The following is a 13185-nucleotide window of genomic DNA, read 5'->3' on the forward strand; positions in this document are numbered from 1 at the left end:
CATGCTGGCTTATATTTTTCGCAGGTTGCTGCTGATCATCCCGACGCTGTTCGGCATTTTGCTGATCAACTTTGTCATCATCCAGGCCGCGCCCGGCGGCCCGGTGGAGCAAATGATCGCCAAGCTCGAAGGCTTTGAAGGCGCCACCAGCCGCATCGCCGGTGGCGGTGCCGAAGTGTCGGTGGCCGGCTCCAGCTACCGGGGGGCCCAGGGCCTGGACCCGACGCTGATCAAGGAAATCGAAAAGATGTACGGCTTCGACAAGTCGGCGCCGGAACGCTTGTGGATCATGGTCAAGAACTACGCCCAGCTGGATTTTGGCGACAGCTTCTTTCGCGATGCCAAGGTCATCGACCTGATCAAGGAGAAGATGCCGGTGTCCATCTCCCTCGGGCTGTGGAGCACCCTGATCATGTACCTGGTGTCGATCCCCCTGGGGATCGCCAAGGCCACCCGTCATGGCAGCCATTTTGACGTATGGACCAGTTCGGCAATCATCGTCGGCTATGCGATCCCGGCGTTCCTGTTTGCCATCCTGTTGATCGTGGTGTTTGCCGGTGGCAGCTATTTCGACTGGTTTCCGCTACGCGGGCTGACGTCCAACAACTTCGAGGAGCTGAGCTGGGGCGCCAAGATCCTCGACTACTTCTGGCACCTGGCGCTACCGGTCACGGCTCTGGTGATCGGTAACTTCGCCACCATGACCCTGCTGACCAAGAACAGCTTTCTCGACGAAATCAACAAACAGTACGTAATCACCGCCAAGGCCAAGGGCCTGACCAATCACCGCGTGCTCTACGGCCACGTGTTCCGCAACGCCATGCTGCTGGTGATCGCCGGGTTCCCTTCGGCCTTTATCGGCATCTTCTTTACCGGCTCGCTGCTGGTGGAGGTGATTTTCTCCCTCGACGGCCTGGGCCTGATGAGTTTTGAAGCGGCGATCAATCGCGATTACCCGGTGGTGTTCGGCACCCTGTTTATCTTCACCCTGCTAGGCCTGGTGGTGAAACTGATTGGCGATTTGACCTACACCCTGGTCGACCCACGCATCGACTTCGAAAGCCGGGAGCATTGAGATGAATCTATCCCCCCTCAATCGCCGCCGCTTCGAACGCTTCAAGGCCAACAAACGCGGCTGGTGGTCGCTGTGGCTGTTCCTGATCCTGTTTGGCCTGAGCCTGGGGGCCGAGTTGATCGCCAACGACAAGCCGCTGGCCGTGCATTACGACGGCGACTGGTACTTCCCGGCGCTCAAGCGCTACCCAGAAACCACCTTCGGCGGCGAATTCCCCCTGGAAGCCAACTACAAAAGCCCGTACATCCGCGAACTGCTCAAGGCCAAGGATGCCTGGACGCTCTGGGCGCCGATCCCCTACAGCTACCAGAGCATCAATTACGACCTGAAAGTCCCGGCCCCGGCCCCGCCGTCGGCCGACAACCTGCTGGGCACCGACGACCAGGGCCGCGACGTGCTCGCACGGGTGATCTATGGCTTTCGGGTCTCGGTGCTGTTCGCCCTGACCCTCACGGTATTGAGTTCGATCATCGGCGTGGCGGCCGGGGCCTTGCAGGGGTTCTATGGCGGCTGGGTCGACCTGGCCGGCCAGCGCTTCCTGGAAATCTGGTCGGGGCTGCCGGTGCTGTACCTGCTGATCATCCTTGCCAGCTTCGTGCAGCCGAACTTCTGGTGGTTGCTGGGGATCATGCTGCTGTTTTCCTGGATGAGCCTGGTGGACGTGGTGCGCGCCGAGTTCCTGCGCGGGCGCAACCTGGAATACGTGCGCGCGGCCCGGGCCCTGGGCATGCAGAACGGCGCGATCATGTTCCGCCATATCCTGCCCAACGCCATGGTCTCGACCATGACCTTCATGCCTTTCATCCTCACCGGCGCGATTGGCACCCTGACTGCCCTGGACTTCCTGGGCTTCGGCCTGCCCGCCGGCTCGCCGTCCCTGGGCGAGTTGGTGGCCCAGGGCAAATCCAACCTGCAGGCGCCATGGCTGGGCATCAGCGCCTTTGCGGTGCTGGCGATCATGCTGAGTTTGCTGGTGTTTATCGGCGAGTCCGCTCGCGATGCCTTCGACCCGAGGAAATGAGATGAATCAGGACAATCTGATCGAAGTCCGCGACCTCAGCGTCGAGTTCGTCACCGGCGAGCAGCATCAGCGCGTGGTGGAAAACATCAGCTTCGATATTCGCCGTGGTGAAACCCTGGCCCTGGTCGGCGAAAGCGGTTCCGGCAAATCGGTGACCGCCCACTCGATCCTGCGCCTGTTGCCCTACCCCCTGGCGCGGCATCCATCCGGCACCATCGAGTATGCCGGGCAGGATCTGCTGACCCTGAAAGAAAAGCCCTTGCGCCAGATTCGCGGCAACCGCATTGCGATGATCTTCCAGGAGCCGATGACCTCGCTGAACCCGCTGCACTCCATCGAAAAGCAGATCAACGAAGTACTGGGCCTGCACAAGGGCCTGACCGGCAAGGCCGCAACCCTGCGCACCCTGGAGCTGCTCGACCTGGTGGGCATCCCCGAACCGCACAAGCGCCTCAAGGCCCTGCCCCATGAGTTGTCTGGCGGCCAGCGCCAGCGGGTGATGATCGCCATGGCCCTGGCCAACGAGCCGGAACTGCTGATCGCCGACGAGCCGACCACCGCCCTGGACGTGACCGTGCAGTTGAAGATCCTCGAACTGCTCAAAGAGTTGCAGGCGCGCCTGGGCATGGCGCTGCTGCTGATCAGCCATGACTTGAACCTGGTGCGGCGCATTGCCCACCGCGTGTGTGTGATGCAGCGCGGTTGCATTGTCGAGCAGGCGTCCTGTGAGGCGCTGTTCCGCTCCCCGCAGCACCCTTACACCCAGGAACTGCTGGCCGCCGAGCCCAGCGGCGGGCCGGCGACCAATGCGATTGGCCCGCCGCTGCTGGAAGTCGACGACCTCAAGGTCTGGTTCCCGATCAAGAAAGGCTTTTTGCGCAACACCGTCGACTACGTCAAGGCCGTGGACGGTATCCACTTCATCCTGCCCCAGGGCCAGACCCTGGGCATTGTCGGTGAAAGCGGCTCGGGCAAATCCACCCTCGGCCTGGCGATCCTGCGGCTGATCGGCAGCAAGGGCGGGATCCGTTTTGAAGGCCAGCAACTGGACCAACTGACCCAACAACAGGTACGGCCATTGCGCCGGGAAATGCAGGTGGTGTTCCAGGACCCGTTTGGCAGCCTGAGCCCACGCATGTGCGTCAGCGAGATCGTCGGCGAAGGCTTGCGCATCCATAAGATCGGCACCGCTGGCGAACAGGAAGCGGCGATTATCGCGGCGCTCAAGGAAGTGGGGCTGGACCCGCAGACCCGCCACCGTTACCCCCACGAATTCTCCGGCGGCCAACGCCAACGCATCGCCATCGCCCGCGCCCTGGTACTCAAGCCGCGCCTGATCCTGCTGGACGAACCGACCTCGGCCCTGGACCGCACGGTACAGCGCCAGGTGGTGGAACTGCTGCGCAACCTGCAAGCCAAGTACAACCTGACCTACCTGTTCATCAGCCACGACCTGGCGGTGGTCAAAGCCCTGAGCCATCAGTTGATGGTGGTCAAGCAGGGCCAGGTGGTGGAACAGGGGGATGCCAAGACGATCTTCGCCGATCCGCAGCATGCCTATACCCGGCAGCTGCTGGAGGCCGCGTTCCTGGTGCCGACTTCGCGTATCTGATCTTGAATTTATGCCGCAGACTCCTTGTGAGAGCTGGCTTGCCTGCGAGAGCGGTGGGTCAGCCGACAGTGATGTCGCCTGTGCCACCGCTCTCGCAGGCAAGCCAGCTCCCACATTTGATCTGTGCAGATCTGCAGGCAATCTCTTTCGCAAAAGCAAACCAATATCATTTGCGCTGGCCGCAGGCCTTTGCTTTAATCGCGACCAATTCCTATTCACGTCATGGCATCAGCGCCGGTTGGATATTGTGTCGACTTCCCCCACGCCATTCAGTCAGCTCTACGGCAGCCACCACTCCTGGCTGCTCGGCCTGTTGCGCCGGCGCCTGAGCAATCGCTGGGATGCCGCCGACCTGGCGCAAGACACCTTTATCCGCGTCCTCAAGCGCCCGCCCGACCAGGCCGACGCCGTGCGTGAGCGCTCCTACCTGGCAACCATCGCCCGAGGCCTGTGCATCGACCATTGGCGCCGCCGTCAACTGGAACAGGCCTGGCTGCAAAGCCTCGCCGAACGCCCGCAAGCGGTGCAGCCATCGCCGGAACAGCGGGCGATCATCGTCGAAACCCTGTACGAAGTAGACGCCATGCTCGCGCGCCTGCCGCGCAAGGTCAGCGACGCCTTCCTGCTGGCGCAACTGCATGGCCTGACCTACAAGCAAATCGCCGTGCAACTGGGGGTCTGTGAGCGCATGGTTAAAAAATACATGGCCCAGGCGCTGTTGCACTGCGCGGTGCTGGAAGCCGAACTCGACGGGTTGCTGGTGGAATGAACTCCAGCGCAAAACTCAGTCACGCCAGCCTGCAGCAGGCAGCCCAATGGTATGTGCGCCTGCAAGACCCGCAAGGCGACAGCCAGGCGCAGCAGCATTGGCAAATATGGCTGGGGCAGAACCCCGAGCACCAGGCCGCCTGGCGTTACGTCGAGCGCGTCAGCCAACGCTTCGTGCCCCTGACCGACGAACCCATCGGCGCTGGCCGCGCGCTGCGCAGCAGCCGGCGGCAAACCCTCAAGACGCTACTGGTGCTGGGCGCAGGTTCAGCATTGACCTGGGGCACCTGGCGCAGCACCGCCCTGCCCCGGGTGGTCGGCGGCTGGAGCGCCGACTACGCCACGGCCAGCGGCGAGATCCGCGATGCCGTGCTCACCGACGGTACCCATATCTGGCTCAACGCCCTGAGCGCCATGGACGTGCGGTTCGACGCCCGGCAGCGCCTGCTGCAACTGCGTTTTGGCGAAGTGCTGATCGACACCGCCAAGGACCTCCAGCGCCCGTTCCTGGTCGACACCGAGCACGGCCGCCTGCGTGCCCTGGGCACCCGCTTCAGTGTGTTGCAAGGCGAGGACGGCACCCACCTGAATGTCTTCGACGGCCGGGTAGAAGTGCGCACCTCCGATAGCCAGCAGGTGCGCATTATCGAGACCGGGCAACAGGCGGTGTTCGATCGGCGCACGATCCGCAGTACGGTCGCGGCATCCGCCACCCGCGAGGCATGGAGCCGGGGTGTGCTGCTGGCCGACAACCTGCCCCTGGGCCAATTGATTGGCGAACTGAACCGCTACCGGCCCGGCCACCTGGGTTGTGATCCGGCCGTGGCCCACCTGCCAGTGATGGGCTCCTTCCCGCTCAAGGACAGCGAGCATGCGTTGCGGCTGCTGGAGGCGGCGTTGCCGATCCAGGTAGACAGAGTGCTGCCGTGGTGGGTCAACGTAGGCCCCAGACACACCGCCCTGTAGGAGCTGGCTTGCCGCTTCCTACAAAAGATTGATCGGGGCAACATTTTTTCACTCCCGCAGTTCCCCTTTTCGACGTTCGTTCGGTTAACCCAGCAGACGCTTTCACATTCGCCGAATCCGTAGGGAACCTTCCATGCCGCAACCCGCTGCTTTCACGCTGCGCCCCCTGGCGCTGGCCATCACCGCGACCCTGCTCTGCCTGGGCCCGCTCAATGTGCAGGCGGTGGAAACGCCGTCTACCCAGCAAACCACGCGCAGCTACAACATCGGCGCTGGGTCGCTGGTCAGCGTGCTGAATCGCTTTGCCGAGCAGTCCGGGGTGTTTATCGCCGGCCACAACAGCCTGGCAGCCGGGAAGACCAGCCCTGGACTCAGTGGCAGCTACACCCCGGCCGCCGGGTTGCAGCGGTTATTGCAAGGCAGCGGTTTGCAGGCCCAGCCCCAGGGCGACAATGGCTATGTGCTGGAACTGGCGCCGCTCAATACCGGCGAACTGGAGCTGGGCGCCACCACCATCTCCGGCGTGGCCCTGGGTGCCACCACCGAAGACAGCCACTCCTACACCACCGGCTCGATGGCCTCGGCCACCGGCCTGCCGCTGTCGATCCGCGAGACACCGCAGTCGGTCACCGTGATCACCCGCCAGCAGATGGATGACCAGGGTTCCAACAACATCGCCGACACCCTGCGCCGCGCCCCTGGCGTCAGCGTGCAGAACTACGACAGCGAGCGCTGGGAGTTCTCCAGCCGCGGCCTGCCGATCACCAACTTCCAGTACGACGGCGTCAACTCCACCTATGACGGTGTGTATGACTACGGCACCACCAGTACCGACATGGCGGTGTACGACCACCTGGAAATCATCAAGGGCTCATCGGGCCTGATGAGCGGCTCGGGCGACCCTTCGGCCACGGTCAACCTGATCCGCAAAAAGCCCACCAAGGACTTCAAGGCCTCGGTCACCGGCACTGTGGGTTCCTGGGACAACTACCGCACCGAAGGCGATATCTCCGGGCCGCTGACCGAGTCGGGCAATGTGCGCGGGCGCTTTGTCGGGGTTTACCAGGATCGCTCGTCGTACCTGGACCACTACCAGCACACCAAGGACATTGCCTACGGCATCCTCGAAGCCGATCTGACCCCCGACACCCTGCTGACCTTCGGCATCGACCAGCAGGACACCCGCTCCCGTGGCGCCAGCTGGACCGGGTTCCCGATGTATTTCAGCAATGGCAATCGCACGAATTTCTCGCGCTCGTTCAACCCGGCTGCCGACTGGAGCCGCCGCGACTTCCAGAACCAGACGATCTTCGCCTCGGTCCAGCAAAAGCTGGCCAACGACTGGTCGCTCAAAGTCAGCCTGGACCGCAAGCGCAGCCAGCACGACACCCTGCTCGCCTCCGCCAGCGGTGGCAACCCGGACCAGGTTACCGGCGAAGGCATGTACATGTTCATGGGCAAGTACAAGGGCGACCAGGTGCAGAACACCCTCGACGTCAACCTCAACGGCCCGTTCAGCCTGTTTGGCCGCGAGCATGAGTTGATCATGGGCTTTATGGCGACCCGTTCAAAACAGGATGTGCCGGTCTACGGCTCGATCTACCCGCCAGTGGGCGGCAGCATCTATGACTGGCGTGGCGAATACGCCAAGCCGGACATCCCGCGCAGCGGCCAGAACGATATTGTGCAACGCCAGACCGGCGCCTACCTGGCGACCCGCCTCAAACCTACCGATGAACTGTCGGTGATCCTGGGTACCCGCGTCAGCAATTTCAGCAACACCGACACCACCGACTTCTACGCTGCAACGACCGCCGACGCCCGCAGCAGCTACAAGCAAACCGGGGTGGTGACGCCCTACGCCGGGGTGGTCTACGACCTCAACGATATCTGGTCGGTGTACAGCAGCTACACCAAGATCTACCGGCCACAGAACAGCAAGGACGCCGATCGCAAGTTGCTCGACGCAATCGAAGGCGACACCTACGAAGCCGGGCTCAAGGCGGCCTTTTTCGATGGCCGCCTGAATGCCAGCTTCGCCGCGTTCCGCATCGAACAGGACAATGTCGCGCAATACGTCTCGGGATTTGAAAGCGACTCGATCTATCGCCCGATTGCCGGTGCCACCACCAAGGGCTTTGAAGTGGAACTGGCCGGCGAAGTGCTGGACGGCTGGAATGTCTCGGCCGGCTACACCTACCAGCACACCCGCGATGCCAACGACGATTACGTCTACAGCTCGGTGCTGCAAACCACCACGCCGCAACAAGTGGTGCGCCTGTTCAACACCTACCGCCTGCCTGGCGCGCTGGACAAGGTAACCCTCGGTGCCGGGGTCAACTGGCAGAGCGAATTCTTCGGCAATGTGTTCCAGCCCAACCCGAATGACACGGTCAACTTCGGCCAATACACACGCATCACCCAGGACAGCTACTACCTGGTAGACCTGATGGCGCGCTATCGCTTCAACGAGCACCTGAGTGCCACCTTGAACGTGAAAAATGCCCTGGATAAAAAGTACTACACCGGCCTGGGCAACTTCGGTACCGGCTTCTACGGCGAGCCGCGCAGCCTGCAACTGGCGACGCGCTGGGACTTCTAAGCCCTGGATACGCCCCCTAAAAATGTAGGAGCTGGCTTGCCCGCGATGGCGGTAGAGCAGTCGCCAAATCCCCCGACTGAACCACCGCCATCGCAGGCAAACCGGATCCTACATAAGGTCGGCGCTGTATTTATGTGCAATCATCGGGCTCCTACAAGATCTTCGGAGATTGCATCATGTCGCTGCCCGACCTGGCCGCCCCGCGCTTCTGGCGTGATGCCAGCCTGCCGTTTATCGAGGCGCGCACTATCGATGACGGGCGCAAGGTCTGCTACACCCGGCATGCCCACGATCATTTCTCGATTGGTGCGATCACCGCCGGGCAGAGCCTGTATATCCATGGCCCGGACACGTTCCAAATCCACACCGGCACCGTGGTGCTGATGAACCCCGGCGACGTGCACGCCTGCAATCCCATCGACGACCAGCCCTGGTCGTATCACATGCTTTATATCGACACACCCTGGCTGACCGACCTGCAACACCAGTTGGGGTTTGCCTGCGACTTGGACTTTCGCCGCTTCAGCACCACCCATACCGATGACCCGCTGCTGTTTGCCGGCCTGCTTGAGCTGTACGCCGTGCTGACCGACGAGCACGCCGAACAGCTGCACAAACACAGTGCCGTGGTGAGTTTTTTCACGGAGGTACAGCTGCGCCTGAACCCCGCTGCGACGCGGCTACGGGAGATCAATCACAAGCTCGAACGCGCCGCCGAGTACATCCGCGAACATTGCACCGAGGCGCTGAAACTCGACGAGATCTGCCAGGCCGCGCAGCTGTCGCCGTCGTACCTGATCCGTGCGTTCAAGCAGTCTTACGGGATGACACCCCATGCATTCCTGGTCAACCAGCGGATCCAGTTTGCCCGCAACCAACTGCGCAACGGCCAGTTGATTGCCGATGTGGCACTGGCCGCAGGCTTTGCCGACCAGGCGCACTTCCAGCGCACGTTCAAGCAACACCTGGCCGCCACGCCTGGGCAATATCGCGGCTGACTCAGCCCAGCAACAGGTACGCCACACTGAGCACCAGCAACAGTGCCATGGCCCGGTTGAACAGGCGCATGCCCTGGGCATTGCTCAGGTAACGACGCAAGAACGTGCCCACATATGACCAGCACGCCACCGACAGGTAGCAAATCACCAGGTACACCGCCGCCAGTTGCCAGACCCGCGTGGCCTCGCCATCGGCCGCAAACAGCCCCATGCCCGCCACGCACGCCAGCCAGGCCTTGGGGTTGAGCCATTGCATGACCGCGCCATACAACATCGACGGCGCAACGCCGGCCTCTTGGGCATCCAGCCGGCCGTCATCAATCGCCAGCTTGTAGGCCATGTACAGCAGGAATACCACCCCACCCCACTGGATGCCCTGGGTCAAGATCGGCCAACGCACCAGCAGTTCGTGCAGGCCCAGGCCGATCAATACTAACAACACCGTGAACCCCAGCGCCGCGCCGGCCACGTGCTTCTGGCTGGCGACAAAACCAAAGCGCGCACCCGAGCCAAGGGCGACGATATTGACGGGGCCGGGGGTGATAGAGGTCGCCAGGGCGAAGGCGGCCATGGACATGAGCACACTCATTGCACTTCCTTTTTGTAATGACAGGGGGACAAGGCCTGTACGCTACGTTCCTGTAGCCAGTGCGTATTGAAGAAAATGCCCCTGCAGGCGCCGGCAAGCCGGCGTCTACGCAAGCGTCAGGGTCGCCTTGAGCAGCCGCAGCTCCAGGTATTGCAGGAGCATGATGGTCTTGCCATCGACAATCTCACCGCGCGTTACCATGGCGATGGCCTCGTCAAACCCCAGCTCCAGCACGTCGATATCCTCGCCCTCCTCTTCAAGCCCGCCGCCCTCGCCCACACGGTCGCCGGGTTGGTACTCACCGATAAAGAAATGAATGCGCTCGGTCACCGAACCGGGGCTCATGAATGCCGAGTAGATTTTCTCGACATGGCCGATGCGGTAGCCGGTCTCTTCCTCGGCTTCCAGGCGGATACGCTCTTCAGGGCTGGCGTTGTCCAGCAGGCCCGCGGCGGTTTCGATCAGGTAGCCGTCGTGGCCATTGACGAAGGTCGGCATGCGGAACTGGCGAATCAGCAACACCGTGCGCTGCAAGGTGTTGTACAGGAGGATGGTCGCGCCATTGCCGCGGTCGTACACCTCGCGGGTCTGGGCTTGCCAACTGCCGTCGCGGCGGCGCAGGTCGAAGCTGTACTTTTTCAGCAGGTACCAGTTGTCCGAGAGCAGCTCTTCGCCGGTGATGCGTACGGGGCTGTTGTCCATGGGAAGTCCTTTTGGTCGCAGGGGGGGCGCAGCATGTCGGGGACGTGCGCTCAACGTCAAGCTGTCCTTAGGCCAGCATTGATCCGCGTTATCCGGCTACAATTGCGCCCTTTCTGCACCGGATGACCGCTTTGGCGTGTGTCTGCCGGGGGTTATCTCGACAGTGCATCTTGCGGGGTCAAGGACATGATGCTGCACATACCGACGCTCTTGATGGTCGCGGTCTTCGTTTTTTGCCTGATGGGCCTGCTCACTGTCCACGCCTGGCACCGTGTGCGCGAGCCCACCCTGGGCTATTTGGGGGTGATGCTGATGCTGGCGTCCCTCGGCACCGCCTTGATCGTGGTGCGCGGCGTGGGCGTGGATTTTGTCGCGCTGGTCCTGGGCAATGTGGTGCTGTTGCTCAGCGCCGCCATGAACTGGACCGCCATGCGCCTGTTCGTCCATGGCAAGCCCTATCTGCCGGGCATCCTCGCAGGCCCGGCGCTGTGGCTGGTGATGTGCCTGGTGCCGCCGTTTTATGGCTCGATGTCCAGCCGGGTGACCCTGTACTCCCTGGTAGCCGCCAGCTATGGCGTGCTGTCGGCGCTGGAGTTGTGGCGCCATCGCCGACACCTGGAAGTAGCCTATCTGCCGGCTGTGGGGCTGATGCTGTTTCACACGACGTTTTACTGCGTGCGCGCAGTGATCGACCCCGGCATGCCGATCAAGAATGAAAACACGCTGGTGGGCGAAGGCGTGCCGTTCTTCTCGTTCATGTTGTTCGAATCGATGCTGTATGCGATCGGCATCGCCTACGTCACCCTGGCGATGGTCAAGGAGCGCGCCGAGCTCAACTTCAAGGCCGCTGCCTTCACCGACGTACTGACCGGTATCGGCAATCGCCGGGCCTTCATGCTGCATGGCGAAAAACTTCTGGCCGACAGCCAGCAACACGGCAAGCCGGTGACTTTGCTGTTATGCGACCTCGACTATTTCAAGCGCCTCAACGACAGTTTCGGGCACCCCATGGGCGACCAGGCGCTGATTGCCTTCAGCCAACTGACCTCGTCGATCCTGCGCAAGCACGATCTGTTCGCGCGCATCGGCGGCGAAGAGTTTGCCTGCCTGCTGGCCGATACCGATGAGCAAGGCGCCGTGCAGGTCGCCGAACGCATTCGCCAGCGGTTTGCCGAACTGGACCTGCTGGCGCCGGGGTTCCTCAGTGTGAGTATCGGGGTGGTGACCACCACTGCGGGCTGCCACGATCTGTCGCGGCTGTTGTCCCAGGCAGACCAGGCGCTGTACCGCGCCAAGGACCAGGGACGCAACCGCGTGCAGACCGCCTGCAACACTTTGCAAGCAATCGCTCCCTGACGGCTGTCTGAATAATCCCTTCACTGGCAAGGCATCTGGTAAAAATCCTGCTTTGCGCCTGTCCTGGAACCGCCATGTCCTCACGTTTTCTCTCACGCCTGCGTCTGCGCTGGCTGCCCCTGCTGTGCATGGCACTGCTGATCCTGGGCCTGCCGGTGGGGTGCAATGTGCTGCAACACAAGGAGCGGGAACTGGTGTTTCGTATCGAGCCCGGTACTGCCAGTTGGTATCGCGGCCTGCCCAGCGATGTGCAGGAGTTCGAACTCAAGCCGGCCAGCTTCAAGTCCGGGCAGAGCCTGCATGGCTGGTGGTGGCCGGCGGCGAAAAAAGACGCGCCGGCGATCCTCTACCTGCACGGGGTGCGCTGGAACCTCACCGGCCAGTTGTTTCGCATCGAGCAACTGCACGCCCAGGGCTACTCCGTGCTGGCCATCGACTACCGGGGCTTTGGCCAGAGCCGGGGCGACCTGCCATCAGAAACCAGCGTTTACCAGGATGCACGGATTGCCTGGGAGCGCTTCCAGGTGCTGCAACCGGACCCGGGCAAGCGCCTGATCTACGGCCACTCCCTGGGCGGCGCCGTAGCCATCGACCTCGCGGCCGAACTGGGTCAGCAGGCAGCCGCGCAACAGCTGCCGCCACCGGTACGTGGGCTGGTGATCGAATCCACCTTTACCTCCCTGGCCGATGTTGCGGCGGCGGTGGCCAACACCTCGCTGCCGGTGCGCTGGTTGCTGTCGCAGAAGTTTGATTCCATCGACAAAATCGCCGATATCCACATGCCCTTGCTGGTGGTACACGGCCTCGATGACCGCTACGTACCGCCGCGTTTCAGCCAGCAATTATTTGATGCCGCCCAAGAGCCCAAGCATTTGCTGCTGGTGCCGGGAGCCAGCCACAACAACAGCCTGAGCCTGGGGGGGCGCAGCTATCGCCAGGCACTGCAGGGTTTGCTGTAAAAGTGCGAATCCGGCACCGATTTCAACGATGCGTGTCAAGCGTAAGCCGCGCGCCAAAAGGCTTGTAAATGATCCTGATCAAATATTGACCGCAGCTAGAATCGCCAGTGCTGCCGGGGCCACGCAAGGTTATCCACAGAGATACCCACGGTTTTCGTGGACAACTCTTTTTGCATTTAACCGTTTTTTATCCGCCACCACCTGCGTACCCGGCAACGGCGCCGCACATTGCCCCCTTCGCGGTCAGTTGGCCTGCGGCACCTTATCCGTGGCAATCGGCAACTCAATCCCCCAGTCGCCATGCAGGTACCAGTCCTCACCGATCATCTCGGCCGGATGCATGGTGCGGTCGGCGCCGTTGCCGCAGGCCAGCGCAGTGGTCGCGCAATAACGGTCGCAGCCCCAGCAGATACGCTCGGGGTGTTTGGGGTTGAGCGGGAACGGCTTGGCCATGAGCAGGCTCCACAGCGGTGGGCGGTGATTTGATCCTACGGCCAGCGCCTGCCCACAGCCTTGACCAACGTCAAGAATGGTTGT

The 13185-nt window shown here is 62.3% G+C and carries 12 protein-coding genes; 9 read left to right on the forward strand and 3 right to left on the reverse strand.

Annotated elements, in window-relative coordinates:
* Nucleotide 1 precedes the first annotated feature (1 nt).
* The 7 genes from AC19YY_RS12880 (at nucleotide 2) to AC19YY_RS12910 (ending at nucleotide 9042) form a co-directional block, all read left to right on the forward strand.
* A complete protein-coding gene (locus AC19YY_RS12880; RefSeq protein ID WP_169953246.1) occupies nucleotides 2–1075 on the forward strand; it encodes a microcin C ABC transporter permease YejB in 1074 nt (357 codons plus the stop codon).
* Nucleotide 1076: 1 nt separating this feature from the next.
* The gene (locus tag AC19YY_RS12885) at nucleotides 1077–2096 is read left to right on the forward strand and encodes an ABC transporter permease (protein ID WP_029291368.1); all 1020 of its coding nucleotides are present in this window, start codon (nucleotides 1077–1079) and stop codon (nucleotides 2094–2096) included.
* Nucleotide 2097: 1 nt separating this feature from the next.
* Complete coding sequence (locus tag AC19YY_RS12890; protein WP_500604295.1) at nucleotides 2098–3708, forward strand: ABC transporter ATP-binding protein; 1611 nt, start codon at nucleotides 2098–2100, stop codon at nucleotides 3706–3708.
* Between the two features lie 238 nt (nucleotides 3709–3946).
* A complete protein-coding gene (locus AC19YY_RS12895) occupies nucleotides 3947–4477 on the forward strand; it encodes a sigma-70 family RNA polymerase sigma factor (protein ID WP_169953240.1) in 531 nt (176 codons plus the stop codon).
* The gene (locus AC19YY_RS12900) at nucleotides 4474–5442 is read left to right on the forward strand and encodes a FecR domain-containing protein (RefSeq protein WP_500604296.1); all 969 of its coding nucleotides are present in this window, start codon (nucleotides 4474–4476) and stop codon (nucleotides 5440–5442) included. Before AC19YY_RS12895 ends, AC19YY_RS12900 begins: the two co-directional genes overlap by 4 nt.
* A 133-nt stretch (nucleotides 5443–5575) precedes the next feature.
* Nucleotides 5576–8044 (forward strand): TonB-dependent siderophore receptor, encoded by a 2469-nt coding sequence (locus tag AC19YY_RS12905; protein ID WP_500604297.1) that lies wholly within the window; start codon nucleotides 5576–5578, stop codon nucleotides 8042–8044.
* A gap of 176 nt (nucleotides 8045–8220) precedes the next feature.
* Nucleotides 8221–9042, forward strand: coding sequence for an AraC family transcriptional regulator (locus AC19YY_RS12910; RefSeq protein ID WP_172311539.1), 822 nt, complete (start codon nucleotides 8221–8223; stop codon nucleotides 9040–9042).
* A 1-nt stretch (nucleotide 9043) separates the two neighbouring features.
* Here AC19YY_RS12910 and AC19YY_RS12915 read toward each other — a convergent pair whose 3' ends face one another.
* Together AC19YY_RS12915 and AC19YY_RS12920 are read right to left on the reverse strand one after the other, a co-directional pair.
* On the reverse strand, nucleotides 9044–9631 hold the full coding sequence (locus AC19YY_RS12915) for a LysE family translocator (RefSeq protein ID WP_170041299.1): 588 nt from the start codon (nucleotides 9629–9631) through the stop codon (nucleotides 9044–9046).
* 105 nt (nucleotides 9632–9736) lie between these two features.
* Nucleotides 9737–10333: an NUDIX hydrolase gene (locus AC19YY_RS12920; RefSeq protein WP_169953230.1), complete on the reverse strand. Its 597-nt coding sequence runs from the start codon at nucleotides 10331–10333 to the stop codon at nucleotides 9737–9739.
* A 186-nt stretch (nucleotides 10334–10519) separates the two neighbouring features.
* Here AC19YY_RS12920 and AC19YY_RS12925 point away from each other — a divergent pair, with 186 nt between their 5' ends.
* The gene (locus AC19YY_RS12925; RefSeq protein WP_500604298.1) at nucleotides 10520–11689 is read left to right on the forward strand and encodes a GGDEF domain-containing protein; all 1170 of its coding nucleotides are present in this window, start codon (nucleotides 10520–10522) and stop codon (nucleotides 11687–11689) included.
* A 74-nt stretch (nucleotides 11690–11763) separates the two neighbouring features.
* Nucleotides 11764–12648, forward strand: a complete 885-nt coding sequence (locus AC19YY_RS12930) for an alpha/beta hydrolase (RefSeq protein ID WP_169953225.1) — start codon at nucleotides 11764–11766, stop codon at nucleotides 12646–12648.
* 243 nt (nucleotides 12649–12891) lie between these two features.
* On the opposite strand, the gene AC19YY_RS12935 is transcribed toward AC19YY_RS12930, so the two are convergent.
* The gene (locus AC19YY_RS12935; RefSeq protein ID WP_170057243.1) at nucleotides 12892–13101 is read right to left on the reverse strand and encodes a DUF3079 domain-containing protein; all 210 of its coding nucleotides are present in this window, start codon (nucleotides 13099–13101) and stop codon (nucleotides 12892–12894) included.
* Between the last annotated feature and the right edge of the window lie 84 nt (nucleotides 13102–13185).

It is taken from the genome of Pseudomonas sp. MF09156 (genome assembly GCF_059862305.1).

Bases quoted from the DNA above. Each gene is read 5' to 3' on its own strand.
- AC19YY_RS12905 (WP_500604297.1), top strand. From the start codon at position 5,576: ATGCCGCAACCCGCTGCTTTCACGCTGCGCCCCCTGGCGCTGGCCATC.
- AC19YY_RS12915 (WP_170041299.1), bottom strand. From the start codon at position 9,631: ATGAGTGTGCTCATGTCCATGGCCGCCTTCGCCCTGGCGACCTCTATC.
- AC19YY_RS12890 (WP_500604295.1), top strand. From the start codon at position 2,098: ATGAATCAGGACAATCTGATCGAAGTCCGCGACCTCAGCGTCGAGTTC.
- AC19YY_RS12880 (WP_169953246.1), top strand. From the start codon at position 2: ATGCTGGCTTATATTTTTCGCAGGTTGCTGCTGATCATCCCGACGCTG.
- AC19YY_RS12920 (WP_169953230.1), bottom strand. From the start codon at position 10,333: ATGGACAACAGCCCCGTACGCATCACCGGCGAAGAGCTGCTCTCGGAC.
- AC19YY_RS12885 (WP_029291368.1), top strand. From the start codon at position 1,077: ATGAATCTATCCCCCCTCAATCGCCGCCGCTTCGAACGCTTCAAGGCC.
- AC19YY_RS12935 (WP_170057243.1), bottom strand. From the start codon at position 13,101: ATGGCCAAGCCGTTCCCGCTCAACCCCAAACACCCCGAGCGTATCTGC.
- AC19YY_RS12900 (WP_500604296.1), top strand. From the start codon at position 4,474: ATGAACTCCAGCGCAAAACTCAGTCACGCCAGCCTGCAGCAGGCAGCC.
- AC19YY_RS12910 (WP_172311539.1), top strand. From the start codon at position 8,221: ATGTCGCTGCCCGACCTGGCCGCCCCGCGCTTCTGGCGTGATGCCAGC.
- AC19YY_RS12925 (WP_500604298.1), top strand. From the start codon at position 10,520: ATGATGCTGCACATACCGACGCTCTTGATGGTCGCGGTCTTCGTTTTT.
- AC19YY_RS12930 (WP_169953225.1), top strand. From the start codon at position 11,764: ATGTCCTCACGTTTTCTCTCACGCCTGCGTCTGCGCTGGCTGCCCCTG.